This window comes from Pseudomonas sp. 13B_2.1_Bac1 (assembly GCF_025466155.1).
In the GTDB taxonomy this organism is placed as follows: domain Bacteria; phylum Pseudomonadota; class Gammaproteobacteria; order Pseudomonadales; family Pseudomonadaceae; genus Aquipseudomonas; species Aquipseudomonas aylmerensis.
The window spans coordinates 36,128-61,308 of sequence record NZ_JANLOH010000016.1; the positions used below are offsets into that span (position 1 = coordinate 36,128).

Below are 25,181 nucleotides of genomic sequence, written 5' to 3' on the forward strand. Positions count from 1 at the left end.
GCGGCGTGCATTGTGCCCGAAAAAGGGTGTTTAAGCCAAGGGGTTCTAGTTAAGCGTGACCCATCTTTGATTAATCAGCAGTTCAATAGGCCGATATTGGGTCTTGTAGTTCATCTTTTTGCAGTTCTTGATCCAGTATCCGAGGTACACCGCCTCGAGTTCCAGGCGCATGGCTTCGCCAATTTGCCAGAGGATCGCGAAGCGCCCAAGGCTGCGGCGTTCTTCGGCTGGTTCGTAGAAGGTGTAGACCGCCGACAGGCCGTTAGGCAGCAAATCGGTCACAGCGACGGCCACCAGGCGACCATCGAGGCGAAACTCGTAGAATCGCGAGAACGGCAGCTCACGCACCAGGAAGGTGGAAAACTGATCGCGGCTGGGCGGGAACATGTCGCCGTCAGCATGGCGTTGCTCGATGTAGCGCTGGTAAAGGTCGAAATATTCTTCGCTGAATCTCGGCTTGGCCGAGGTCACCGTCAGGTCGGCGTTGCGCTTGAGGATGCGTTTCTGGTTGCGGTCCGGTACAAACTGCGCCACAGGGATGCGCGCCGGGACACAGGCATTGCAGTTCTGGCAATGGGGCCGGTACAGGTGGTCGCCGCTGCGCCGAAAGCCCATTTCCGAGAGATCGGCATACACATGCACGTCCATTGGCTGGCTGGGATCGAGGAACAGCGTGGTGGCCTGCTCGTCGGGCAGATAGCTGCAAGAGTGGGGTTGAGTGGCATAAAACTTCAAACGCGCCAACTCGGTCATGATCAACCCTCGGGTAAGCTTTGAAATAAGTGTAAGCCAGGTGCGCGCAAGTCGCCTAGGAAACCCACGGTCCAGTGTTGGGTTGATCCAGATGGTCGCGCAGCAGGCCCGCGAATTCGCTGCGGGGGATGGCGCGGGCGCCCAGGCTGTGCAGGTGATCGTTGGGCATCTGGCAGTCGATCAGCACAAATCCCCAGGCCTGCAGTTGCCGAGTCAGTGTGGCAAAGCCGAATTTCGAGGCGTTGTCGGCGCGACTGAACATGGATTCGCCGAAGAACAATTGGCCCATCGCCAGGCCATACAGGCCGCCTACCAGTTCACCGTCGTCCCAAACCTCGACCGAGTGCGCATAGCCGCGCGTATGCAGCTCCAGGTAGGCGCTCTGGATGCCCTCGGTGATCCAGGTGCCATCGGCGTAGGCGCGCGGCGCGGCGCAGGCCTGGATGACAGCGGCGAAATCCTGGTCGAATGTCACGCTGTAGCGCTGCTGGCGCAACAATTTGCCCAGGCTGCGCGAGACGTGCAGCTCGTCGGGGAAGATCACCGTGCGCGGATCGGGCGACCACCAGAGGATCGGCTGGCCTTCGGAGAACCACGGGAAGCAACCGTGGCGATAGGCCTGGACCAGGCGTTCGGCCGACAGGTCGCCGCCGGCGGCGAGCAGGCCGTTAGGTTCGCGCATGGCTTTGGCCAGTGGCGGGAATGTCAGGGTGTCGCGTTGTAACCAGGTCAGCATGGCATCCAGGCTTACGGAAGGGGAGGGGAGTGGCAGGAGTGTCGCCTGCACCGAGAGCGTGATTATTGTCGACACAGCGCTGTGGGGCCAGCCCGAATCGGCCATCGGCGCGCATTAGCGTGAGCGCGTGTTTCTGCAACTCTGTGCCTGAGGCGTGGTCGTAATCGGGTCTGGCCGATGCAGGCCATTTGCCAAGCTTGCCTGGATTGGTAAAAACAGCTCATAAGCCTTTGTCAGCAAAGACAATGCATGCTCAAATTGAACATCTTGTGACACACAATTGGCTATGCTGCTTGAAGAGCGCCAAGTGGTGTGGCATCAGGGGCACAAACCCGTACAATGCGGCGATTGTGGCGTTATCGCCATTTCATCCAGCAATCGCCCAGTGTTAAAAGTAGATTCAACGACGTTCGTTCATTTTTCAGCTGCTCGGATTGGGCAGTATTTACAGTTATTCAACAGATGGACGCGCTAAAGGCGCAGGAAAAGACCCGTTTTGAAGAAATCCGCCGCAACACCCAAAGCAGCAGTCGTGCCGGCCTGGCGCCAGCACCTGCACTACCGACTCAAGGAAGGTGCGCTGATCGCTATCGGCGCGCTGTGCCTGTTCCTGATGATGGCCTTGCTCACCTATGGCAAGGACGATCCGGGCTGGAGCCACAACAGCAAGATCGAAGACGTGCAGAACTTCGGTGGACCTGCCGGCTCCTACAGCGCCGATATCCTGTTCATGGTGCTCGGTTACTTCGCGTATATCTTCCCCTTGCTGCTGGCGATCAAGACCTGGCAGATCTTCCGCCAGCGGCATGAGCCGTGGCAGTGGAGCGGCTGGCTGTTTTCCTGGCGCCTGATCGGCCTGGTGTTCCTGGTGTTGTCCGGCGCGGCGCTGGCGCATATCCACTTTCATGCGCCGACCGGCCTGCCGGCGGGCGCGGGCGGGGCGCTGGGCGAAAGCCTGGGCGACCTGGCGCGCAGGACCCTGAATATCCAAGGCAGCACCTTGATGTTCATCGCGCTGTTCCTGTTCGGCCTCACCGTGTTCACCGACCTGTCGTGGTTCAAGGTGATGGACGTGACCGGCAAGATCACCCTCGACCTGCTGGAGCTGTTCCAGGGCGCTGCCAACCGTTGGTGGGCGGCCCGGGTCGAGCGCAAGCGCATGGTCGCCCAGTTGCGTGAGGTCGACACCCGCGTCAACGAGGTGGTCGCCCCGAGCACGCCGGACCGCCGCGAGCAGGCCAAGGTCAAGGAGCGCCTGATCGAGCGCGAGCAGGCCCTGAGCAAGCACATGTCGGACCGCGAGAAGCAGGTGCCGCCGGTGATCGCTCCGGCACCGCCCAAGCCCGCCGAGCCAAGCCATCGCGTGCAGAAAGAGAAACAGGCACCGTTGTTTGTCGACAGCGCCGTCGAAGGCACCTTGCCGCCGATCTCGATCCTCGATCCGGCCGAAAAGAAGCAACTCAACTATTCCCCCGAGTCCCTGGCGGCTGTCGGCCACCTGTTGGAAATCAAACTCAAGGAGTTCGGCGTCGAAGTGTCGGTGGACTCGATCCACCCCGGCCCGGTGATTACCCGTTACGAAATCCAGCCGGCGGCAGGCGTCAAGGTCAGCCGTATCGCCAACCTGGCCAAAGACCTGGCGCGCTCCCTGGCCGTGACCAGTGTGCGCGTGGTTGAAGTGATTCCCGGCAAGACCACCGTAGGTATCGAGATTCCCAACGAGGACCGCCAGATCGTGCGCTTCTCCGAAGTACTCTCGACGCCGGAATACGACAACTTCAAATCGCCGGTCACCCTGGCCCTGGGTCATGACATCGGCGGCAAGCCGGTGATCACCGACCTGGCGAAAATGCCTCACTTGCTGGTTGCCGGTACGACCGGTTCGGGTAAGTCGGTGGGTGTGAACGCGATGATCCTGTCGATCCTGTTCAAGTCCGGCCCGGAAGACGCCAAGCTGATCATGATCGACCCGAAGATGCTCGAGCTGTCGATCTACGAAGGCATTCCGCACCTGCTGTGCCCGGTCGTCACCGACATGAAGGACGCCGCCAACGCCCTGCGCTGGAGCGTGGCCGAGATGGAGCGCCGCTACAAGCTGATGGCGAAGATGGGTGTGCGCAACCTGTCGGGCTTCAATGCCAAGGTCAAGGAAGCCCAGGACGCCGGCACGCCGCTGACCGACCCGCTGTACAAGCGCGAGAGCATCCACGACGAAGCGCCGCTGCTGAGCAAGCTGCCGACCATCGTGGTGGTGGTCGACGAATTCGCCGACATGATGATGATCGTCGGCAAGAAGGTCGAAGAACTGATCGCGCGTATCGCCCAGAAGGCGCGGGCGGCGGGTATTCACTTGATCCTCGCGACCCAGCGTCCGTCGGTGGATGTGATCACCGGCTTGATCAAGGCCAACATTCCGACGCGTATGGCGTTCCAGGTGTCGAGCAAGATCGACTCGCGGACCATCATCGACCAGGGTGGCGCCGAGCAGCTGCTCGGCCACGGTGACATGCTCTACATGCCGCCGGGCACCAGCCTGCCGATTCGGGTGCACGGCGCTTTCGTTTCCGATGACGAAGTGCACCGCGTGGTGGAAGCCTGGAAACTGCGTGGCGCTCCGGAATACAACGACGACATCCTCGCGGGCGTCGAGGAAGCCGGCAGCGGCTTCGACGGCGGCAGCAGCGGTGGCGACGATGATGCCGAGACCGACGCGCTGTACGACGAGGCCGTCGCGTTTGTGCTGGAAAGTCGCCGTGCCTCGATTTCCGCGGTGCAGCGCAAGCTGAAAATCGGCTACAACCGCGCCGCGCGCATGATCGAAGCCATGGAAATGGCCGGCGTCGTGACCGCAATGAACACCAACGGCTCGCGCGAAGTCATCGCCCCCGGGCAGATGCGCGACTGATCACGTGCCGCGTGGCAGCACGCGGCGCGCCCTAACGACTCAATGAGGACTCCCATGCGTCTTATCCGCATGCTGTTGTTGCCAGCACTGGCCCTGACTGCTGTTTCGGCCCACGCCGACCCGGCCTCCGTGGCCAGCCTGACCAACCTGCTGGACAAATCCAAGACCCTGACCGCGCGCTTCTCCCAGCTGACCCTGGACGCGGGCGGCACCCAGTTGCAGGAAACCGCCGGCGAAATGGCCGTGCAGCGCCCTGGGCTGTTCTACTGGCACACCGAAGGCAAGGCCGAGCAGACCATCGTCTCCGACGGCCAGAAAGTCACGCTGTGGGACCCGGACCTGGAGCAGGCGACCATCAAGAAGCTTGACCCGCGCCTGAACCAGACTCCAGCGCTGCTGCTGTCGGGTGATGTGTCGAAAATCAACGAGAGTTTCGACATCACCTCCAAGCAAACCAGTAACGTGATCGAGTTCACCCTCAAGCCCAAATCCAAGGACACGCTGTTTGACACGCTGTCCCTGTCGTTTGGCAATGGCGTGATCAACAACATGCGCCTGGTCGACAGCGTCGGCCAGCGCACCGATATCCTGTTCTCCGGGGTCAAGGCCAATGAGCCGGTGCCGGCGTCCAAGTTCAAGTTCGACATCCCCAAGGGTGCCGACGTGATCCAGGAATAATCTGCCAAGAGGTTTCAAACGCTGCCCATGGACCTGTTTCGAAGTGACCCGATTGCTCAGCCACTGGCCGCGCGCTTGCGCTCGACCAACTTGGATGAGTATGTCGGGCAGGAACACCTGCTCGCTCGCGGCAAGCCTTTGCGCGAAGCCCTGGAGCAGGGTGCGCTGCACTCGATGATTTTCTGGGGGCCGCCGGGCGTGGGCAAGACCACCCTGGCGCGGCTGCTGGCAAAAGTCTCGGATGCGCACTTCGAAACGGTCTCGGCGGTACTGGCCGGGGTCAAGGAGATCCGCCAGGCGGTCGAGGTCGCCAAGCAGCAGGCCGGGCAATACGGCAAGCGCACCATCCTGTTTGTCGATGAAGTGCACCGCTTCAACAAGTCGCAGCAAGATGCGTTCTTGCCCTATGTCGAAGACGGCACGCTGATCTTTATCGGCGCCACCACCGAAAACCCTTCGTTCGAACTCAACAACGCCTTGCTGTCGCGGGCGCGGGTCTATGTGCTCAAGAGCCTCGACGAAGCGGCGATGCAAAAGCTGCTGCACCGCGCCTTGAACGAAGACAAGGGGCTGGGCAAGCGCCAACTGAGCGTGAGCGACGAAGGCTTCAAGATTTTGCTGACTGCCGCCGATGGCGATGGCCGGCGCTTTCTCAACCTGCTGGAAAACGCCTCCGACCTGGCCGAAGACGGCAGCGAAATTGGCGTCGACCTCCTGCAAAGCCTGCTCGGCGATACGCGTCGGCGCTTCGACAAGGGCGGCGAAGCTTTCTACGATCAGATCTCGGCGCTGCATAAATCCGTGCGCGGCTCCAACCCGGACGGCGCGTTGTACTGGTTTGCGCGGATGATCGACGGCGGCTGCGACCCGCTGTACCTGGCCCGCCGCGTGGTGCGCATGGCCAGCGAAGACATCGGCAACGCCGACCCGCGTGCACTGAGCCTGTGCCTGGCCGCGTGGGACGTGCAGGAGCGCCTCGGCAGCCCCGAAGGTGAATTGGCCGTGGCCCAGGCCATTACCTACCTGGCCTGTGCGCCCAAGAGCAACGCGGTGTACATGGGCTTCAAGTCCGCACTGCGCGCCGCCGCCGAATACGGCTCCCTCGAAGTGCCGCTGCACCTGCGCAACGCGCCCACCAAGTTGATGAAACAACTGGGTTACGGCGACGAATACCGCTATGCCCACGATGAGCCTGACGCCTACGCCGCTGGCGAAGATTACTTTCCCGATGAGCTTGAGCCGCTGCCGCTCTATCAGCCGGTGCCGCGTGGACTGGAGCTGAAGATCGGCGAAAAGCTCAATCACCTGGCCCAACTCGATCGCCTCAGCCCTAAACAGCGGAGAAAGTAGTGCTCAAGACGATTCTTGCCGTGTCCGCAGCCGGCATCGCTGGTACATTATTGCGTTTCGCCACCGGTAACTGGGTCAGCGCTAACTGGCCCAAGCATTTTTATGCGGCGACCCTGGCGGTCAACCTGGTGGGCTGTTTGATCATCGGGTTGTTGTACGGCTGGTTCCTGTTGCGTCCGGAAGTGCCGATTGAAATTCGCGCCGGCTTGATTGTCGGCTTTGTAGGCGGTCTGACGACCTTTTCATCCTTTTCACTGGACACGCTGCGACTGCTGGAAAGCGGGCAGGCCCTGGTCGCCTTCGGGTATCTGGGCATCAGCGTGTTCGGCGGGCTGCTCGCCACCTGGGCCGGCCTGTCCTTGACCAAACTTTGATAAACGAGAGACCGACATGCTCGATTCCAAACTGTTACGTAGCAACCTTCAGGACGTAGCGGACCGCCTGGCATCCCGTGGCTTTGCCTTGGATGTTGCGCGCATCGAAGCGCTGGAAGAACAGCGCAAGACCGTCCAGACCCGCACCGAAGCACTGCAGGCTGAGCGTAATGCGCGTTCCAAATCCATCGGTCAGGCCAAGCAGCGCGGCGAAGACATCGCGCCGCTGATGGCGGATGTCGAGCGCATGGGCACCGAGCTGTCTAACGGTAAAGTCGAGCTGGAAAAGATTCAGTCCGAGCTGGATTCGATCCTGCTGGGCATTCCCAACATTCCCCATGAGTCCGTACCGGTCGGCGAAGACGAAGACGGCAACGTCGAAGTGCGCCGCTGGGGCACGCCGACGACTTTTGATTTCGAGATCAAGGACCACGTCGCCCTGGGCGAACTGACCGGCGGCCTGGATTTCGAAACCGCTGCGAAGATGTCCGGCGCGCGCTTTGCCTTGCTGCGCGGCCCGATCGCACGCATGCACCGCGCCCTGGCGCAGTTCATGATCAACCTGCACACCGGCGAGCATGGCTACGAAGAGGCCTACACCCCGTACCTGGTGCAAGCACCGGCGCTGATGGGCACCAGCCAGTTGCCGAAGTTCGAGGAAGACCTCTTCAAGATCAGCCGCGATGGCGAAGCCGATCTGTACCTGATCCCGACCGCCGAAGTGTCGCTGACCAACATCGTCGCCGGCGAGATCCTCGACGCCAAGCAACTGCCGATCAAATTTGTCGCCCACAGCCCGTGCTTCCGCAGTGAGGCGGGTGCATCGGGCCGTGACACCCGCGGCATGATCCGCCAACACCAGTTCGACAAGGTCGAGATGGTGCAGGTGGTCGAGCCGTCGACTTCCATGGAAGCCCTGGAAGGCCTGACCGCCAACGCCGAACGCGTCCTGCAACTGCTGGAGCTGCCGTACCGCGTGCTGGCGCTGTGCACCGGCGACATGGGTTTCAGTGCCGTGAAGACCTACGACCTCGAAGTGTGGGTGCCGAGCCAGGACAAATACCGCGAGATTTCGTCGTGCTCCAACTGTGGCGATTTCCAGGCTCGTCGCATGCAGGCGCGCTTCCGCAACCCGGAAACCGGCAAGCCGGAACTGGTCCATACCCTCAACGGTTCGGGCCTGGCGGTAGGCCGTACGTTGGTGGCCGTGCTGGAAAACTACCAGCAGGCCGACGGTTCGATCCGTGTGCCGGAAGTACTCAAGCCGTACATGGCGGGCGTCGAGGTCATCCGCTAAATGGAGTTTCTGCCGCTGTTTCATAACCTGCGCGGCAGCCGTGTATTGGTCGTCGGTGGTGGGGAGATTGCCTTGCGCAAGTCCCGGCTGCTGGCCGACGCCGGTGCAGTGCTGCGGGTGGTTGCTCCCCAGATCGAAGACCAGCTGCGTGTGTTGGTGCTGGGCAGTGGCGGGGAATTGATTTTGCGCGGTTATCAGGAGGCCGACCTCGACGGCTGCACCCTGATCATCGCCGCCACCGATGACGAGCCGCTGAACGCGCAAGTGTCCAGCGATGCCAAGCGTCGTTGCGTGCCGGTCAATGTGGTGGATGCGCCGGCCTTGTGCAGCGTGATCTTCCCGGCGATTGTCGACCGTTCACCGTTGGTGATCGCGGTGTCCAGCGGCGGCGATGCGCCGGTGCTGGCACGCTTGATCCGGGCCAAGCTGGAAACCTGGATTCCGTCCACCTACGGGCAACTGGCCGGGCTCGCGGCGCGTTTTCGCGCCCAGGTCAAAGGCCTGTACCCGGATGTGCAGCAACGCCGTGCGTTCTGGGAAGAGGTGTTCCAGGGCCCGATTGCCGACCGTCAATTGGCCGGGCAGGGTGACGAGGCCGAGCGCCTGCTGATCGAAAAGGTCAACGGCGCGCCGCCGTATGCACCGGGCGAGGTGTACCTGGTGGGGGCAGGGCCGGGTGATCCGGACCTGTTGACCTTCCGCGCCTTGCGCCTGATGCAGCAGGCCGACGTGGTGCTGTACGACCGCCTGGTGGCCCCGGCGATTCTCGAACTGTGCCGCCGCGATGCCGAGCGTATTTATGTCGGCAAGCGTCGCGCCGATCACGCCGTCCCGCAGGACCAGATCAACCAGCAACTGGTGGACCTGGCCAAGCAGGGCAAGCGTGTATTGCGGCTCAAGGGTGGCGATCCGTTCATCTTTGGCCGGGGTGGCGAAGAGATCGAGGAACTCGCGGCCCATGGCATTCCGTTCCAGGTGGTGCCCGGCATCACGGCGGCGAGCGGTTGCGCGGCGTATGCCGGGATTCCGCTGACTCACCGTGACTATGCGCAGTCGGTGCGGTTTATCACCGGGCACCTGAAGGACGGTACCTCGGACCTGCCCTGGCATGACCTGGTGGGACCGTCGCAGACCCTGGTGTTCTACATGGGCTTGATTGGCTTGCCGATCATCTGCGAACAACTGATCAAGCATGGCCGCGCGGCGGACACCCCCGCGGCGTTGATCCAGCAGGGCACCACCTCCAACCAGCGCGTATTCACCGGCACCCTGGCGGACCTGCCGCGCATGGTGGCGGAGCATGAAGTGCATGCACCGACACTGGTGATCGTCGGTGAAGTGGTGGTGTTGCGCGAGAAGCTGAAGTGGTTTGAGGGCGCGCAGTCGCAGGTTTAGGTCTGTGTGATTGCCGGGCTTCTTGAGGCTGCGCAGTTGTTGTGGCCAGTGGGATTACCGTGGTTAGTGGAGATTTCTGAGGCCAGTGGGATTCCTGAGGTCAGTGGGATTTCTGAGGCCAGTGGGATTCCTGAGGTCAGTGGAGATTCCAGAGGCCAGTGAGATTCCTGTGGTCAGTGGAGATTCCAGAGGCCAGTGAAATTACTGTGGTCAGTGGAGATTCCTGAGGCCAGTGGAGATTCCAGAGTCCAGTGAAATTGCTGTGGTCAGTGAGATTCCTGTGGCGAGCGGGCTTGCCCCGCGTTGGGGCGCGAAGCGGCCCCAGTACACTCGCTGCGCAGTTTCAGGAAGACCGTGTAGGCAGGTTTTGGGGCCGCTTCGCGCCCCAACGCGGGGCAAGCCCGCTCGCCACAAGAAGCCCGCTGACTTCAAGATGCCCGCTGACCTCAAGATACCCGCTGACCACAAGAAGCCCACTAACCTCAAGATGCCCACTGGCTCCGAGAAGCTTGCCAGCCATAGCAAGCCCCGCCCCACAGACACCGGGTCGCCTCAGCTCAAGACGCCTTTCCCGGCAAGGCGAGCCCGATCATGGGCGGCATCAAACCTCTGCAACGGCCCCTTCGGCACGATTGCCGTCGGATTGATGGTCCGGTGGCTCGCATAGTAATGCCCCTTGATATGCGCGAAATCCACCGTCTCGGCCACGCCCGGCCACTGGTACATCTCCCGCAACCAATTCGACAGGTTCGGATAATCGGCAATCCGCCGCAGGTTGCATTTGAAGTGGCTGTAATACACCGCATCAAAACGGATCAGCGTGGTGAACAGGCGCACATCTGCCTCGGTCAGGTACTCACCGGCCAGGTAGCGATGTACTTGCAGGTGCTGCTCCAGGTGATCCAGCTCGGCAAACACATCATCAAATGCGCTTTCGTAGGCCTTTTGCGAGGTGGCAAAGCCGGCGCGGTACACGCCATTGTTCACGGCCGGGTAGATCCGCTCGTTCAGCGCGTCGATGCTCGGGCGCAGTGCCTGCGGGTAGAAGTCCAGGGTATTGCCGGTCAGCTCGTTGAAGGCGCTGTTGAACATGCGGATGATTTCCGCTGACTCATTGCTCACGATGCGCTGCAGTTTCTTGTCCCACAACACCGGCACGGTGACGCGCCCGGTGTAGTCGGCGGTGTCGGCGGTGTAACGCTGGTGCATGAAGTCGAAGCCATCCAGCGTGTCGCCGGTGGAGCCGTGGGTCTTGTCAAAGGTCCAGCCGTTTTCCAGCATCAACCAGCTGACTACTGACACGTCGATCAGGCTTTCCAGGCCCTTGAGCTTGCGCAGGATCAGCGTGCGATGCGCCCAAGGGCAGGCAAGGGAGACGTAGAGGTGATAGCGACCGGCTTCGGCCTTGAAGCCGCCTTCGCCGCTGGGGCCGGGCGCGCCATCGGCGGTCACCCAGTTTCGGCGTTGCGCCTGTTCACGCTGGAAAGCGCCGTCGGCGCTACTTTCGTACCACTGGTCCTTCCAGTGCCCTTCGATCAGCAAACCCATGACTGGCTCCTTGGCTAATAAGCGTTGGAGCCCAGTCTAAAGGGATGAGTTCGAACTAAAAGCGCAAAGACCGGGCGTGAATCATCGATTAAATCGATTTATCTCGCGCATCCCAGTACTGCTGGGCCAATGTGAACGCCTGTTCCCGTGAGTGGCCCAGGCCACGCAGCGCCAGGGCCATGGTCGCGATCAGCGCCAGTTGCGGGTAGCTGTCTTCGGCGTCGCCGCGCCACACGGCTTTTAAATGTTGCGGCTCAAGGCTCGCGGGTTTGACGTGGCGCTGGGCGGAGAGGGCGGGCCATTCTTCGTCCCAGCTTTCGCCACCGGTGGTGCCGTACAGGTGGCTGATGGTGTCGGGATTGATCTCGACTTCACCGCCATCCCCCTTGACCACAATCACATTGTCGCCGAGCAGGCCGCTGGCATCACGGTGCACGCCCTGATAACCGGGGTGGAAGATGCTTTGCAGGCCGCAGCGTGCATTCAGCGGGTTGAGCAGGCGTGCCAGGGAGTGGATCGGCGAGCGCAGGCCCAGGGTGTTGCGCAGGTCGATCATGCGCTGCAGTTGCGGCGCCCAGTCGCCCAGGGGAATAAATGCCAGGTTGCCTCGTTCGAACGCGGCGCCGACCTGCTGCCAGTTGCGGCACAGCGGGATCTGCAAGCCCTCCAGCAACTGCTCGGTGTACAGGCGGCCGGCGGTGTGTGCGCCGCCGCCGTGCATGAGGATGCGCACACCGTTCTGCGCCAGGCACTTGGCCGCCAGCAGGTACCACGGCAGGTGGCGCTTCTTGCCGGCATAGGTCGGCCAGTCTACATCCACGTTCAAGGCCGGGGCGTGCAGGCGCTCGCGCACGGCTTCGGTGAAGCCGGCGAGTTCTTCCGGGCTTTCTTCCTTGTGGCGCAGCAGCATCAGGAAGGCGCCGAGCTGGGTGTCTTCGACTTTTTCGTCGAGCAGCATGCCCATGGCTTCGCGGGCTTCTTCACGGGTGAGGTTGCGCGCGCCGCGCTTGCCTTTACCCAGGATGCGCACGAATTGCGCAAATGGGTGCTCGGCAGGGGTTTCAAGGGTCAGCGGGGCAAAATCGGTCATAAGCAATTCGTCGGCCTGGGCAGGCCCGCCAGCTTGGCGGCGAGTTTGGCGGGAGTGCCGTTGAACAGTTTGTTGAGGTGCAGGCTATTGCCCTTTTCCGGGCCCAGCTTCAAGGCGGTGTACTTGATCAGCGGGCGCGTGGCGGGGGACAGCTGGAATTCGGCATAGAACTGGCGCAGCAGCGTGAGGATTTCCCAATGGTCCGGAGTCAACTCCAGCGTTTCGGCGACGGCCAGGGCGTGGGCCACCTCCGTCGACCACTCGTTCAGGTCGACGAGGTAGCCGTCCTTGTCCAGTTCCAGGGTGCGTGCGCCGACGGTCAGGGTGTTCATAGCCAGGTGTTGACCTTGTCGTAGTCGATCGACAGTTGCACGAAACCCGGGTAGTCGACGCTGTCGGCCCAATCCGGCAGCGGCAGATTGCGCGCCAGCAGGTCTTCGGCCAGCACCAGGACCTTCACACCCTTGGCCTGCAGGGCCGGGTTGTGCAGCCCGTAGGCGCCGTCGCCGCAGAGCAGGATTGCATCGTCGGCGCCACAGATGCGCAGGCAACTGGCGAGGCGGCTGTCGGTGAACGGCGAGTGGGAAACCACATGTAAAGTCGACATCAGAGGGTCATCACCTGGTCGTAACGCTCAATCAGCGTGGAAATGGCGGCACTGTCCAATGGCTGGGCGCTGGCCGGGGAGATAAGCCCGCGCTCGGCCAGGCTGTGGCTGCAGACGAACACATCATCGACGCCGAACAGGCCCAGTGCCTTCAGGTTGGCGCTGAGGTCCTTCTGCTGCACGGCCTTGGCGTCTTGATGAGGCGCCAGCTGGAACACGCCGTCATCGAGGAACAGCAGGCCGATCGGCAGATCAAACGCGCCGCCGGCCAGCACGATATCCAGTGCTTCGCGCGCGCCCGGCCCGGACCACGGTGCCTGGCGGCTGATCACCAATAAGGATTTGGACATCTCACGGCCCTCCAAAACAGATCAGGCGGTCGGCGGCCTGGGCGGCGTCGTGCAATTGCCCCAGGCCCGACAGCACCCACGGCGCACCCAGGTTCACTGCGCTGCGTTGATAGCGCGTGGCTTCCTCGGTGTTGAGCACGCCACGGCGCAACGCGGCGGCGATGCAGACCACGCCGTCGAGTTGGTGCTGACTGACCCACTCGCGCCACTGGCGGGCGATGTCCTGCTCGTCCTGGGGCGCGACGATGTTATTGGCAGCGCTGTAGACGCCGTCCTGATAGAAAAACAGCCGCACAATCTCATGCCCACCGGCCAGCACCGCCTGGGCAAAGCGCAGGGCGCGGCGCGAGGAGGGCGCGTGGGCGGCGGAAAACACTGCAATCGCAAACTTCATGGAACACTCTGCAAGCAAACGTGGGCCAATGATAAAGCCGCCTGCACGAAAAAGCCCGCCGTGATCAAAACGGTCACCCCCGCTGATCGTTCTGACGATTGCCGGTCGGCGCCAGGCTGCCTAGTCTGTGGGAACCCGAAACACAACTGGAGTGTTCATGTCAGGTCCCTTGGCGTCCCTCAAAGTGCTGGATTTTTCCACCTTGCTGCCCGGCCCGTTTGCGTCATTGATGCTCGCCGACATGGGCGCCGAGGTGCTGCGTATCGAATCGCCCACGCGCATGGACCTGCTGCGGGTATTGCCGCCGCACGATCACGGCACATCGGCGAGCCACGCCTACCTCAATCGCAACAAACGCAGCCTGGCGCTGGACCTCAAGCAAGCCGAAGCGCTGGAGATCGTGCACGCGCTCGTCAAGGAGTACGACATCGTGCTCGAGCAGTTCCGCCCCGGGGTGATGGAGCGCCTGGGCCTGGGGTATGAAGCGTTGAAGGCGATCAACCCGCGGCTGATCTACGTTTCCATCACGGGTTACGGGCAGACCGGCCCCTACAAGGATCGTGCCGGGCATGACATCAATTACCTCGCCCTGGCCGGCGTCGCCAGCTACACCGGTCGCCAGGACAGCGGGCCGCTGCCCTTGGGCGTGCAATTGGCGGATGTGGGCGGCGGTTCGCTGCATGCGGTGGTGGGGCTGCTGGCGGCAGTGATTGCCCGGCAAACCAGTGGCCTCGGCCAGTACCTGGATGTGAGCATGACCGACTGTTCGTTCAGCCTGAATGCCATGGCTGGCGCCGGTTACCTGGCCTGTGGCGTCGAGCCGGCGTGGGAGGGGCATGTGCTCAATGGCGGCAGTTTCTACGATTATTACCGCTCGCGGGATGGGCGCTGGATGTCAGTGGGCAGCCTGGAGCCCGGGTTTATGCAACAACTCTGCACGGCATTGGGTTGCCCGGAGCTGGCGGCGCAAGGCTTGTCACCCCAGCCGCAGGCGCAGCAAGCCTTGAAGCTGGCGCTGCAGGTCGAGTTCGAAAAGCGTAGTTTTGATGAGCTGTGCGCGTTGTTTGCCGGGGTGGACGCGTGTGTGGAGCCTGTCCTCGCTTTGAGTGAGGCGGTGCAGCATCCGCAGTTGAAGGCACGGGCGTTGGTCACCCAGGTGCCACGGGGCGATGGCTCGACCCAGGCGCAGATTGCCTGCCCGTTGAAGTTCTCCGAGGCGTTGCCGCAGCCTAGGCATATTGGCGCCGCCGTAGGGGCGCACAGTGATGAAGTGCTGGCGGAGCTGGGCTTGAGTGCGCAGCGGATAGCCGATTTGCGGCAGGCCAAAGTTGTGGGGTGACTGAACAGGCGCTTTCGCGGGCAAGCCCGTTCCCACATTTTGACCGCGCACTATCCTCGTAATGCATTCAAATGAGGGGGTGGGCGTGCCTGCGAAGAGGCCCTCACTCCACCCGGGTTTCGCCGGTAAACACCAAAGTCTGCCGGCACCGCCTGCACAAATACCGCCGCCCCTGGGCCACCATCCCGTGGCGCTGTGACGAGAACGGAAAATCACTGTCCGCACACGGGCAACGGTAGATGTAGCGCATCACCTGGCGGCGCTTGACTGCATAGGTGTGGCAACGGTCCGGCGGCAGTTCGTAGACCCCGCGCATGATCAGTTGCCATTCCTCGCCATGGGGCTGGATGCGCTCGCCAAACAATTGGTGGGCGATCAGGTGCGCCACTTCATGAGCCACGGTCTGCTTCAGGAAGTGCTGGCTGTTTTCGCGGTAGAGCTGTGGGTTGAAGCGCAGCAGGTTCTCGTGCAAATGCGCGACACCGGCCTTCTGGCCCCGCAGCTTGAGGCTGACCTGGGGGCGTTTGAAGCTTCGTTTGAAAAAGGATTCGGCTTGCAGGAAACAATCTTCGACGCGGGTATTGAGTTGCTCGGGCATGCTGACCATATCTCCAGAGACGTCCAGTATGCCGCAAAACCGGGTGTTTCCGAATCTGTCAGGCGCCGAATGGTCATGCATAACGCACAAAGCCACCTTGCGGCGGCTTTGCCTACCCCTTTGACCGGTCAGTTGGTATAGATCGGGCCGACGCCCAGCCCCCAGACAATCACGGTAAACGCCATGATTGCCACCAGGACCACCAGGCCCACGGCCAGTACCGAACTGGAAAACAGGAAGCCCTCGTCGGGATCAATGCTCATGAAGGTGGGCAGCCCCACATACAGCAGGTACACCGTGTAGCAAATCGCCGCCGTCCCGACCACCATGCCCAGCCACATATGTGGGTAGAGCGCCGCCAGCCCGCCGATAAACAGCGGGGTCGCGGTGTAGGTGGCAAAGGCTACGCACCGCGCCATGCTGGGGTTGGCGTCGTAGGTGCGGGCCATCCAGTGAATGAACGCGCCCATCACTGCCACGCCGCCGAGCATGGCCGCGTACGACATGATGGTCATCCACAACGCGCTTTCCTGGGTCAGCATGACCGGCGCGCGGCTGCCGATCACCCAACCGACCCGGGTGGTACCGATAAAGGCGGACACGGCGGGGATCGCCGCGAGAATCAAGGTGTGAGTGAGGTACATGTGGCTGATGCTTTCTTCTTTATCGCCACGAATTTCCCGCCATTCCTGGTCGGGATGGGTAAACAGCCCCACGACGTGATGGATCATGCCAGTCACTCCTGTCGTTATTACCATCGCCCCCCATCGGAGCGCCCACCGGCCAATTGGCCTGAAAGGTCTGGATAGTGATGTGCGACCTCAAGTCGCAGTATAGGAAGGGATGACCGGAAAAACTGTAGGGCTTTAGAGCAAATCGCGCTGTAAACATTGGCCCTAATCGCGGTGAGGTCTGTGTAGGCGTAGGCTTGCCGGCGATTGCGCTATAACGGGCTGCCACGGAACGGCAACCACCGCTATCGCCGGCAAGCCAGCGCCTACAATGGAACTCGGTGGTGCTTATCGGTAAAATACCGCGCTTTTCGTCACACACCTCTAGCGGATCCAAGCGCCATGGGCACTCTTACGGTCAATCAGAACAAACTGCAAAAACGCCTGCGTCGCCTGGCCGGTGAAGCGGTCGCCGATTTCAACATGATCGAGGACGGCGACAAGGTCATGGTCTGCCTCTCCGGCGGCAAGGACAGCTACACCATGCTTGACGTGCTGCTGCACCTGCAAAAGGTCGCGCCGATCCAGTTCGAGATCGTCGCCGTCAACATGGACCAGAAACAACCGGGTTTCCCTGAGCACGTGCTGCCGGCCTACCTCAAGGAGCTGGGCGTCGAGTACCACATCGTCGAGAAAGACACCTACTCGGTGGTCAAGGAGCTGATCCCGGAAGGCAAGACCACTTGCTCGCTTTGCTCGCGCCTGCGCCGTGGCACGCTCTACACGTTCGCCGATGAGATCGGCGCGACCAAGATGGCCCTGGGGCACCATCGTGACGACATCGTCGAGACCTTCTTCCTGAATATGTTCTTCAACGGCTCTCTCAAGGCGATGCCGCCCAAGCTGCGTGCCGATGACGGGCGCAACGTGGTGATTCGCCCGCTGGCGTATTGCAATGAGAAGGACATCCAGGCCTATTCCGACTTCAAGCAATTCCCGATCATCCCGTGCAACCTGTGTGGCTCCCAGGAAAACCTGCAGCGCCAGGTGGTCAAGGAGATGCTGGTGGATTGGGAGCGCAAGACCCCAGGCCGTACCGAGAGCATCTTCCGCAGCCTGCAGAACGTGATCCCGTCACAGCTGGCCGACCGCAACCTGTTTGACTTCACCAGCCTGAAGATTGATGAAACCGCCGCGTCGCGCTTCGTCAATGTTGTGAACCTCTGAGCCGATTCAACGCTCTGACACACGGCGCTTGCGAGCGCCGTTTTCAATTCCATTGCCAGGAGAGGGCATGCGCGATTACAAGTGGCTGCACGAATATTGTCTGAACCGCTTCGGTTCAGCGGCCGAGTTGGAAGCCCACCTGCCTGTACCCAAGACCCCGGCGCAGTTGCGCAAAATCAGTGATGACCGCTACCTGTCGACCCTGGCGCTGCGGGTCTTTCGCGCTGGCTTGAAACACAGCGTGGTCGACGCCAAGTGGCCGGCGTTCGAGCAAGTATTCTTCGGCTTCGATCCGGAAAAAGTCGTGTTGATGGGCGCCGAGCACCTGGAGCGGCTGATGCAGGACACGCGCATCATCCGCCACCTGGGCAAGCTCAAGAGCGTGCCGCGCAACGCGCAGATGATCCTCGACATCGAGCAGGAAAAGGGCAGCTTTGGTGCGTTTGTCGCCGACTGGCCGGTGACCGATATCGTTGGGTTGTGGAAGTACCTGAGCAAGCACGGCCACCAATTGGGCGGCCTGTCGGCGCCGCGCTTTTTGCGCATGGTCGGCAAGGATACGTTTGTGCCGAGTTATGACGTGGTGGCCGCGCTGAATGCGCAGAAGATCGTCGACAAGGCGCCGACCAGCCTGCGGGACCTGGCGACGGTGCAGGGCGCGTTCAACCAATGGCATGCCGAGAGCGGCCGGCCGATGTGCCAGTTGTCGATGATGCTGGCTTACACCGTGAATCACTGAGGCTGTGGTGAGGCCATCGCAGGCAAGCCAGCTCCCACATTTGATCGGCGCCGCGGTCAAAATGTGGGAGCTGGCTTGCCTGCGATAGCGGACCTCAGGTAGACACAGGTTCTGCTGCCAGTCTTCGATTCAACTGATGCCGCCAGCGCACATACAGCAACGCCGTACAGAACACCGCCAGGCTCGCGAGCATCTCCAGCACCCCGAACCACTGGCGGTTCGGGTCATACGCCGCCAGCGCGCCCTTGATGAAATACAGGTTCACCACAAAGCACATCCACGAATGTCCGCGCGCGCTGCCCAGCAACATGCCCGGCGCGAGGATCAGCAGCGGCACCAGTTCGATCAGCAGGATCACCCACGGGCGGGCGCCGTGCAGGTCGGCGATGAACAGGTAGTACACGCAGAGCAACCCTACCAGGGCGAAAAACGCCAGCAGGCTCAGCGTGCGCGCGAGCTTGACCCGTGGCTCCAGCCACGCCTGGGGCGGCAGGACCTTAGGCTTTCTGGCCACGGCCGTTCTCCAGCAACGTGGCGGTGGTGGCCAGGCGCAGGCCGAGGGCGCGGCACAGGCTGATTTCGTGTTGATCGAGCAGGCGCTTGCCATCCGGCCCGGCATGGTGGCTGGCGCCATACGGAGTGCCGCCACCCTGGGTGTCGAGCAGTGCTTGTTCGCTGTACGGCAGGCCGGTGATCAGCATGCCGTGGTGCAGCAGCGGCAGCAGCATCGACATCAGCGTGGTTTCCTGGCCGCCGTGCAGGCTGGCGGTGGAGGTGAACACCCCGGCCGGCTTGCCGACGAGCGCGCCGGTGAGCCACAGGTTGCTGGTGCCGTCGAGGAAGTACTTGAGCGGCGCGGCCATATTGCCGAAGCGCGTCGGGCTGCCGAGGGCCAGGCCGGAACAGTGTTTCAAGTCGTCGAGGCTGGCATACAGCGCGCCTTCCTCCGGGATGCTCGGCGCCACGGCTTCGCACTCGGTGGAGATCGCCGGCACGGTGCGCAAGCGCGCCTCCATCCCGCCTTGCTCGATGCCCCGTGCAATCTGCCGGGCCATTTCGCTCACCGAGCCATTGCGGCTGTAATACAACACCAGCACATACGGCGACGTCACGGCAGGATCTCCAGCACGTTTTCCGGCGGGCGGCCAATGATGGCTGTGTCGGCGGTTTCCAGGATCGGGCGTTCCATCAACTTCGGGTGCGCGGCGATGGCGGCAATCAATTGCGCTTCGCTGAGGCTGGCGTCGGCCAGGCCGAGGGCCTTGTATTCGTCTTCACCGGTGCGCAGCAGTTGCCGGGCGCTGATGCCGAGCTTGGCCAGCAAGGCCTGCAATTGCGCGGCGTCAAGCGGGGTTTCCAGGTAGCGCACTACGGTCGGGGCGAGGCCACGGGCTTCCAGCAGTTCGAGCGCACCGCGGGATTTCGAGCAGCGCGGGTTGTGATAAAGCGTCAGATCGGTCATGTGCGGGTCGCATCTTGCGTAAGGTGGCAGGTATTCTACCTGCGCTGCGCCCGGTCCTTAAACCGTTAGAGGCGATAGGTCGCAGCCTACGTTCATTTTTGCGAAGGATTACCCCATGACTAGGCGACTGATCGGTGCATTGGCGATCATCACAACTCTGCTGCTCAGCGGCTGCGGTAATGACTACGGCGTTGACCAGAACGGCCAGAAGGTGGCGGCCGAGCGCCTGGACAAGCAATGGCTGGTGGTCAACTACTGGGCGGAATGGTGTGGCCCGTGCCGCACGGAAATCCCTGAACTCAACGCCCTGGCGGAGCAGTTGAAGGGGCAGGGCGTGGGTGTGTTCGGGGTCAACTTCGACAATGTGCAAGGCGCAGAGCTGAAGGAAGCCAGCGACAAGCTGGGCATCAAGTTCACAGTGCTGGCGCAGAACCCGGACGGGATCTTCGATATTCCGCGCAGCGAAGCATTGCCGGTGACCTACATCATCGATGACAAGGGCAAGGTGCGCGAGCAGTTGATGGGTGAGCAGACTGCAGAAGGCGTTTTGGCCAAGCTCAAGGCCCTGCGCGGCTAAAGGCGGGCCCCGATCAAATGTGCGAGGGGGCTTGCTCCCGAACGCGGTGGCTCCGCCAATACACGTGCTGACTGACACACTGCCTTCGGGAGCAAGCCCCCTCCCACATTTAGACCTCAGCCATCTCTGGATGGAATGGGTCAGCCTTCTTCCAGCCAGAGGCGGATGGGCTGGCCCTCGGCTGGCCAGAAGCGCGTCTGTTCGATCGGCGAGATGTCCCAGCGCTGCACCCCTTGCAGGGCCTGGAAGAAGCGGTGTTCCTGCTCCATCAGCGCCTCGGCGCAGAGTTTGCGGGTACTGCCGATCTTGCCGAAGCTGAGCTTGTCGCCGTCGACGGTGTACGGCGCAAACCAGTGGTTGCAACCGCCATTGCCGTAGGCGCGCCCGTCGGCACCGAGGGTGACGGTCAGGTGCGCGTAATCCATCAGCGGCCGCTCACCAATCCACTCCACCACGTAGCTGTGATCCTGCTTGAGCCGGACCGCGTCACCGGCGCAACCCGTCAGGGCCGCACCGAGGGCGGCGAGCAGAAGCAGGCCTTTCATTGCGCGGCCTGCTGGCATTTCGGGCAGCGGTGTTTGTCGCCCTCGCTGGCCCAACCCAGTTCCTTGATGCGCGCATTGGCGGCCGGTTGCAGCGGCTCTTTGGTCAGCTTGGTTTCCACCGCGAATTCAAACTCCAGCACGGCGTCGCAGCTGTCGCAGTTGACCTTCCAGGTGTGAATTTCCAGTTCGCCGAATTTCGGCCCCTGGGCCATGGCGACCCACTGGCCTGCCGGGCGGATGGAGTAGCGCGCGTCACCTTCGACGGTCAGGCGCATCGACAGGGTTTTGCTGCCTCGCAGGGTGACGATCAGCACGTCGCCGTGCTTGATCGAGCCACCGTTGCCGGTGACCTGGTAACGGCCCGGCACCAGGGCGCGGCATTCGATCAGGGTGTGTTGCGGGCTCAGCAAGCTGAAGCGGAAATCGTGTTCGGCCATGGATCCTCCAAATAGGCGCGGCATCCTATCACGGGTGCCTGCCGATCATGCGCCTGGTATATGACCGCTGATCATCCTTCGACGCGGTTCTGGGCGCGGCCATCGGCCCACGCTGCAATGTTCGCCAGGGTCGTGCCAGCAATCGCCGCCAGGGCCTCGCGGGTGAGGAAAGCCTGGTGTGCGGTGATGATCACGTTGGGGAAGGTCAGCAGGCGCGCGAGTACATCGTCCTGCAGCGGCAGGTCAGAGCGGTCCTCGAAAAACAACTGGGCTTCTTCCTCATACACATCCAGGCCGAGGTAGCCGAGCTGGCCGTCCTTGAGCGCCTCGATCAGTGCCGGCGTGTCGACCAGGCCACCGCGACCGGTGTTGATCAGCATCGCGCCGGGTTGCATCTGTGCCAGCGAACGCGCGTTGATCAGGTGTTTGCTGTCGGCAGTCAACGGGCAATGCAGGCTGATGATCTGCGCTTCGGCGAGCAGTTCGGGCAGGCTCACGTAGCGGGCGCCGAGGGCCTCGACCTGCGGGTTGGGGAAGGGGTCGAAGGCGAGCAACTGGCAACCGAAGCCAGCCATGATCTTGGTGAACGTGGCGCCGATCTGCCCGGTGCCGACCACGCCGACGGTCTTGCCCACCAGGTCGAAACCCGTCAGGCCGTGCAAGCTGAAATCGCCATCGCGGGTGCGGTTATAGGCGCGGTGCAGGCGGCGATTGAGCGCGAGGATCAGCGCCACTGCATGTTCGGCCACCGCATGGGGCGAGTAGGCGGGCACACGCACGATGGTCAGGCCCAGGCGCTGGGCGGCCGGCAGGTCCACATGGTTATAGCCGGCCGACCGCAGGGCGATCAGCCGTGTGCCGCCCTTGGCCAATTGCTCCAGCACCGGCGCGCTGAGGTCGTCATTGATAAACGCGCAGACCACGTCGTGATGTTCGGCCAGGGCCACGGTGTCGAGGTTGAGCCGGGCCGGTTGGAACTGCAGCTCCAGGCCATCGGGCAAGGGCTCGCCGAGAAAGCTGTCGCGGTCGTAGGTTTGGCTGCTGAAAAGAATCACGCGCATTGAATAGCTCCCTGCGATCGTAGAATGGTTGCGTTGCTAGTAGGCGCGACTTGCTGCAGCAAGTGTGTTGCAGAGGGGGTGTCGTGGCGAGCAAGCGCTCTCGCCACCTCCCTTGTCACAGCAATCGTGGTCCTACAGCGGTGTTCAGGCGCTGACCCGCGCTTCACTGGCGAGCCGGGCGATAGCCATGTCCAGTTCGTCCAGCGCGTGCATGGCTTTGGCGTCGTCCTGCTTGAGCAGGGTTTCGGCACGTTGGCAGGCCGCGCGCAGCTGTGGCACGCCACAATAGCGAGTGGCGCCATGCAGGCGGTGGACGCGTTCGATCAGGGCGTTGTTGTCATTGGCATCACGGGCGACGTTGATGGCCAGGCGGTCGGCTTCCAGCGACGCCAGCAGCATGGCAAGCATGTCGGCCGCGAGGTCGGTCTTGCCGGCGGCCAGGCGCAGGCCTTCTTCGTGGTCCAGCACCGGCAGTTGCTCGCGAGGGCCGAGGCCATCGGCGCTGCGTTCCGGGCCCTGGTTGCGCAGGGCCAGGCCGGTCCATTTCAACACCACTTGCGCCAGTTGCCGCTCGCTGATGGGTTTGGTCAGGTAATCGTCCATGCCACTTTGCAGCAGCGCGCGTTTTTCGTTGGCCATGGCGTGGGCGGTGAGGGCGACCACCGGCAACGGCGTGCCGTGCCGCTCGCTTTCCCACTGGCGAATCGCCTCGGTACTCTGGCGACCGTCCATGCCGGGCATTTGCACGTCCATCAGCACCAGGTCGAAGGTGTCCTGCTTCACCGCGTCGACGGCCGCATAGCCGCTTTCCACGGCACGCACCCGTGCGCCCATGTCTTCGAGCAGAGTTTGCACCAGCAAAAGGTTGGCCGGGTTGTCATCCACACACAGCACGCGCGGTGCACGGCTGGACAGCGGCTCGCCAGGTTCGCTGCGCGAAGGGCGCGGGCTGATCAGGTCGGACAGCGCCCTGCGCAGCTTGCGCGTGCAAGCCGGCTTGGCCTGCAACTGGCTGTTGGGGTTGGGCACCGACTGGTTGAACAGCATCTGCTCGGTGGTGGGGCACAGCACCAGCACTTTGCAGCCCAGGTGTTCGAGGTCCCACAGGTGTTGGTTGAGGCGTTCCGGCGGAATGTCATTGGCGGTCACGCCGAGCACCGCAAGATCGATGGCCTGTTCGGTTTGATGCGCGCTGGTGATGCCGTTGGTCAGGCTTTCGAGGCTGTTGAACGGCGTGACCTGCAGGCCACAGTCTTCGAGTTGGTGCTGCAAGGCCTGGCGCGCCAGTTCGTGGTTTTCCAGGACGGCCACGCGATGGCCCAGCAGCGGCGCACACGGCAGGTCTTCGACATCGTCGCGGGTCTTGGGCAGGTTGAGGCTGATCCAGAATTCCGAGCCTTCGCCAGGCGTGCTGTCGACGCCGATTTCACCGCCCATCTGCTCGATCAGGCGCTTGGAAATCACCAGGCCCAACCCAGTACCACCGGGCTGGCGCGACAACGAGTTGTCGGCCTGGCTGAAGGCCTGGAACAACGCTCGCACGTCCTGGCTGGACAGGCCGATGCCGGTGTCCTGCACGCTGATGCGCAGTTGCACGCTGTCTTCCTGCTCGTCCTCGATCATCGCTCGGGCGACGATGGTGCCTTCACGGGTGAACTTGATCGCGTTGCTGATCAGGTTGGTCAGGATCTGCTTGAGGCGCAGCGGGTCGCCGACCAGTGCCAGCGGGGTGTCGCGGTACACCAGGCTGACCAGTTCGAGCTGCTTGGCGTGCGCGGCGGGGGCGAGAATGGTCAGGGTGTCCTGCAGCAGGTCGCGCAGGTTGAACGGGATACTATCGAGCACCAGCTTGCCGGCTTCGATTTTCGAGAAGTCGAGGATCTCGTTGATGATGCCCAGCAGGTTGTCGGCGGATTTTTCGATGGTGCCCAGGTAGTCCAGCTGGCGCGGGGTCAATTCACTTTTTTGCAGCAGGTGGGTAAAGCCGAGGATGCCGTTGAGCGGCGTGCGGATTTCATGGCTCATATTGGCCAGGAACTCGGACTTGATGCGGCTGGCTTCCAGCGCCTCTTTGCGCGCCAGGTCCAGCTCGATGTTCTGGATTTCAATGGTTTCCAGGTTCTGGCGCACGTCTTCAGTGGCCTGGTCGATGCTGTGTTGCAACTCTTCCCGGGCGTTCTGCAGGGTCTCGGCCATGCGGTTGATGCCCGAGGCGAGCTGGTCCAGTTCCTGGCTGCCGAGGGCGGGCAGACGGGTTTCCAGGTTACCGTCCTTGAGCTGGGCCACGGCTTGCTTGATCAAGCCGATCGGGGAGTTGATCGTGCGGCTGATCCGCAGCGCCAGGGCCGCGGTGCAGATCAGTCCGATGGCGATCAGCAGCAGACTGGCGAACAGGCTGCGGTAGCCACGCAGCAACATGCCGTTGTGGGACAGCTCCACCTCGACCCAGCCAAGCAGGCGGTCGGCTTCATCGGGAATCAGGTCGCCGGCGAGGTTGCGATGGCGGCCAAACACTGGAAGCAGGTACCGCGTGGCGTCATTGCCGGTGCGCTGCAGCAAGTGCGAGCTGTTGCCGACCGGCGGCTGATTGAGCATGGTCGGGCCGGCGTGGGCGAGGGACGCGCGGTCTGGCGCGAGGAAGGACACGGCGCGTACGTCCGGCTGTTCCAGGGATTGAGTGGCGATGCGTTCCAGCAGATCCGTGTTGCGCGCGCTCAAGGCGGGTGCCACCAGCGGTGCCAGCTGCTCGGCGATCATTTCGCCGCGCTGCAGCAATTGCGACTGCAGTTCCGAGAGCTGCATCCAGGTGAAATAGCCCCCCAGCAAAGAGGCCATCAGGCTGGTCGGTAATAAGGTCAGCAACAGTACGCGACCCTTTATCCCCATTCTTCTAAGCACGCCACTCTCCTGCTACCACAGTGTTATCGAATTTCTGCCCGGGCATCCGGCCCGCACCACTTGCGCAGTGTAGCCATTTGCACGGCGAGGAATCTTGCAAATTAATGACATACGGCAATCTTCGCGCCATTTGGCGCCGGGTGGCGATTG

At 62.5% G+C, this 25,181-nt stretch carries 27 protein-coding genes; 10 read left to right on the plus strand and 17 right to left on the minus strand.

The window, feature by feature from the left end; translation table 11 throughout:
- Window positions 1-45 precede the first annotated feature (45 nt).
- Together NTD80_RS03545 and aat are read right to left on the minus strand one after the other, a co-directional pair.
- A complete protein-coding gene (locus NTD80_RS03545) occupies window positions 46-753 on the minus strand; it encodes an arginyltransferase (protein WP_065907503.1) in 708 nt (235 codons plus the stop codon).
- A gap of 55 nt (window positions 754-808) precedes the next feature.
- Window positions 809-1,489: a leucyl/phenylalanyl-tRNA--protein transferase gene (gene aat, locus NTD80_RS03550; RefSeq protein ID WP_065907502.1), complete on the minus strand. Its 681-nt coding sequence runs from the start codon at window positions 1,487-1,489 to the stop codon at window positions 809-811.
- A 496-nt stretch (window positions 1,490-1,985) separates the two neighbouring features.
- On the opposite strand from aat, the gene NTD80_RS03555 reads away from it, so the two are divergent.
- The 6 genes from NTD80_RS03555 to cysG are packed head-to-tail and all read left to right on the plus strand — an operon-like array spanning window position 1,986 to window position 9,488.
- Complete coding sequence (locus tag NTD80_RS03555) at window positions 1,986-4,394, plus strand: DNA translocase FtsK (RefSeq protein WP_065907501.1); 2,409 nt, start codon at window positions 1,986-1,988, stop codon at window positions 4,392-4,394.
- A 54-nt stretch (window positions 4,395-4,448) separates the two neighbouring features.
- Entirely contained in the window at window positions 4,449-5,072 is a 624-nt protein-coding gene (gene lolA / locus NTD80_RS03560; protein ID WP_065907498.1) for an outer membrane lipoprotein chaperone LolA, read from the plus strand.
- A 27-nt stretch (window positions 5,073-5,099) separates the two neighbouring features.
- The gene (locus tag NTD80_RS03565; RefSeq protein ID WP_065907495.1) at window positions 5,100-6,422 is read left to right on the plus strand and encodes a replication-associated recombination protein A; all 1,323 of its coding nucleotides are present in this window, start codon (window positions 5,100-5,102) and stop codon (window positions 6,420-6,422) included.
- Window positions 6,422-6,796, plus strand: coding sequence for a fluoride efflux transporter CrcB (crcB, locus tag NTD80_RS03570; RefSeq protein ID WP_065907493.1), 375 nt, complete (start codon window positions 6,422-6,424; stop codon window positions 6,794-6,796). Before NTD80_RS03565 ends, crcB begins: the two co-directional genes overlap by 1 nt.
- A 16-nt stretch (window positions 6,797-6,812) precedes the next feature.
- The gene (serS, locus tag NTD80_RS03575; protein ID WP_262132167.1) at window positions 6,813-8,093 is read left to right on the plus strand and encodes a serine--tRNA ligase; all 1,281 of its coding nucleotides are present in this window, start codon (window positions 6,813-6,815) and stop codon (window positions 8,091-8,093) included.
- The gene (cysG, locus tag NTD80_RS03580) at window positions 8,094-9,488 is read left to right on the plus strand and encodes a siroheme synthase CysG (protein WP_106803435.1); all 1,395 of its coding nucleotides are present in this window, start codon (window positions 8,094-8,096) and stop codon (window positions 9,486-9,488) included.
- Window positions 9,489-10,040: 552 nt separating this feature from the next.
- Here cysG and NTD80_RS03585 read toward each other — a convergent pair.
- The 6 genes from NTD80_RS03585 to tusD all read right to left on the minus strand — a co-directional run bounded on the left by NTD80_RS03585 (window position 10,041) and on the right by tusD (window position 13,477).
- A complete protein-coding gene (locus NTD80_RS03585) occupies window positions 10,041-11,036 on the minus strand; it encodes a glutathione S-transferase family protein (protein ID WP_262132168.1) in 996 nt (331 codons plus the stop codon).
- Window positions 11,037-11,124: 88 nt separating this feature from the next.
- The gene (locus NTD80_RS03590; RefSeq protein ID WP_410017404.1) at window positions 11,125-12,108 is read right to left on the minus strand and encodes a glycosyl transferase family protein; all 984 of its coding nucleotides are present in this window, start codon (window positions 12,106-12,108) and stop codon (window positions 11,125-11,127) included.
- A 14-nt stretch (window positions 12,109-12,122) separates the two neighbouring features.
- Complete coding sequence (locus tag NTD80_RS03595) at window positions 12,123-12,458, minus strand: TusE/DsrC/DsvC family sulfur relay protein (RefSeq protein WP_213553233.1); 336 nt, start codon at window positions 12,456-12,458, stop codon at window positions 12,123-12,125.
- Window positions 12,455-12,733, minus strand: coding sequence for a sulfurtransferase complex subunit TusB (tusB, locus tag NTD80_RS03600; RefSeq protein WP_106803439.1), 279 nt, complete (start codon window positions 12,731-12,733; stop codon window positions 12,455-12,457). Before tusB ends, NTD80_RS03595 begins: the two co-directional genes overlap by 4 nt.
- Window positions 12,733-13,083: a sulfurtransferase complex subunit TusC gene (tusC, locus tag NTD80_RS03605; RefSeq protein WP_262132171.1), complete on the minus strand. Its 351-nt coding sequence runs from the start codon at window positions 13,081-13,083 to the stop codon at window positions 12,733-12,735. The genes tusB and tusC overlap by 1 nt, the downstream gene beginning before the upstream one ends.
- 1 nt (window position 13,084) lies before the next feature.
- Window positions 13,085-13,477: a sulfurtransferase complex subunit TusD gene (tusD, locus tag NTD80_RS03610; RefSeq protein WP_262132172.1), complete on the minus strand. Its 393-nt coding sequence runs from the start codon at window positions 13,475-13,477 to the stop codon at window positions 13,085-13,087.
- 157 nt (window positions 13,478-13,634) lie between these two features.
- Here tusD and NTD80_RS03615 point away from each other — a divergent pair, with 157 nt between their 5' ends.
- Complete coding sequence (locus NTD80_RS03615) at window positions 13,635-14,816, plus strand: CaiB/BaiF CoA transferase family protein (RefSeq protein WP_262132173.1); 1,182 nt, start codon at window positions 13,635-13,637, stop codon at window positions 14,814-14,816.
- 103 nt (window positions 14,817-14,919) lie between these two features.
- Here NTD80_RS03615 and NTD80_RS03620 read toward each other — a convergent pair whose 3' ends face one another.
- Window positions 14,920-15,414, minus strand: coding sequence for a SprT family zinc-dependent metalloprotease (locus NTD80_RS03620; RefSeq protein WP_065907486.1), 495 nt, complete (start codon window positions 15,412-15,414; stop codon window positions 14,920-14,922).
- A 128-nt stretch (window positions 15,415-15,542) separates the two neighbouring features.
- Window positions 15,543-16,145 (minus strand): Yip1 family protein, encoded by a 603-nt coding sequence (locus NTD80_RS03625; protein WP_065907465.1) that lies wholly within the window; start codon window positions 16,143-16,145, stop codon window positions 15,543-15,545.
- A gap of 342 nt (window positions 16,146-16,487) precedes the next feature.
- Here NTD80_RS03625 and ttcA point away from each other — a divergent pair, with 342 nt between their 5' ends.
- The gene (ttcA, locus tag NTD80_RS03630) at window positions 16,488-17,312 is read left to right on the plus strand and encodes a tRNA 2-thiocytidine(32) synthetase TtcA (RefSeq protein WP_065907464.1); all 825 of its coding nucleotides are present in this window, start codon (window positions 16,488-16,490) and stop codon (window positions 17,310-17,312) included.
- Between the two features lie 67 nt (window positions 17,313-17,379).
- The gene (locus NTD80_RS03635) at window positions 17,380-18,051 is read left to right on the plus strand and encodes a DNA-3-methyladenine glycosylase I (protein WP_010209632.1); all 672 of its coding nucleotides are present in this window, start codon (window positions 17,380-17,382) and stop codon (window positions 18,049-18,051) included.
- Between the two features lie 94 nt (window positions 18,052-18,145).
- Here the strand turns inward: NTD80_RS03635 and NTD80_RS03640 are convergent, their stop codons facing one another.
- Genes NTD80_RS03640 through arsC form a run of 3 tightly spaced genes read right to left on the minus strand, consistent with a single transcriptional unit; the run spans window position 18,146 to window position 19,513 of the window.
- On the minus strand, window positions 18,146-18,565 hold the full coding sequence (locus tag NTD80_RS03640) for a DUF2069 domain-containing protein (protein ID WP_065907462.1): 420 nt from the start codon (window positions 18,563-18,565) through the stop codon (window positions 18,146-18,148).
- A complete protein-coding gene (wrbA, locus tag NTD80_RS03645) occupies window positions 18,549-19,163 on the minus strand; it encodes an NAD(P)H:quinone oxidoreductase (protein ID WP_065907460.1) in 615 nt (204 codons plus the stop codon). Before wrbA ends, NTD80_RS03640 begins: the two co-directional genes overlap by 17 nt.
- Entirely contained in the window at window positions 19,160-19,513 is a 354-nt protein-coding gene (gene arsC, locus NTD80_RS03650; RefSeq protein ID WP_065907458.1) for an arsenate reductase (glutaredoxin), read from the minus strand. The genes wrbA and arsC overlap by 4 nt, the downstream gene beginning before the upstream one ends.
- Before the next feature lie 115 nt (window positions 19,514-19,628).
- Here arsC and NTD80_RS03655 point away from each other — a divergent pair, with 115 nt between their 5' ends.
- Window positions 19,629-20,090, plus strand: a complete 462-nt coding sequence (locus tag NTD80_RS03655) for a TlpA disulfide reductase family protein (protein ID WP_106803443.1) — start codon at window positions 19,629-19,631, stop codon at window positions 20,088-20,090.
- Between the two features lie 140 nt (window positions 20,091-20,230).
- On the opposite strand, the gene NTD80_RS03660 is transcribed toward NTD80_RS03655, so the two are convergent.
- The 4 genes from NTD80_RS03660 to NTD80_RS03675 all read right to left on the minus strand — a co-directional run bounded on the left by NTD80_RS03660 (window position 20,231) and on the right by NTD80_RS03675 (window position 25,031).
- Window positions 20,231-20,635, minus strand: coding sequence for an META domain-containing protein (locus NTD80_RS03660; RefSeq protein WP_065907455.1), 405 nt, complete (start codon window positions 20,633-20,635; stop codon window positions 20,231-20,233).
- A complete protein-coding gene (locus NTD80_RS03665; RefSeq protein ID WP_032880639.1) occupies window positions 20,632-21,072 on the minus strand; it encodes a hypothetical protein in 441 nt (146 codons plus the stop codon). Before NTD80_RS03665 ends, NTD80_RS03660 begins: the two co-directional genes overlap by 4 nt.
- Before the next feature lie 71 nt (window positions 21,073-21,143).
- Window positions 21,144-22,133 carry a 2-hydroxyacid dehydrogenase gene (locus NTD80_RS03670; protein WP_262132177.1) on the minus strand — a complete coding sequence of 330 codons (990 nt, stop codon included), beginning with the start codon at window positions 22,131-22,133 and terminating at the stop codon, window positions 21,144-21,146.
- Between the two features lie 144 nt (window positions 22,134-22,277).
- The gene (locus NTD80_RS03675; RefSeq protein WP_106803445.1) at window positions 22,278-25,031 is read right to left on the minus strand and encodes a response regulator; all 2,754 of its coding nucleotides are present in this window, start codon (window positions 25,029-25,031) and stop codon (window positions 22,278-22,280) included.
- Window positions 25,032-25,181 lie beyond the last annotated feature (150 nt).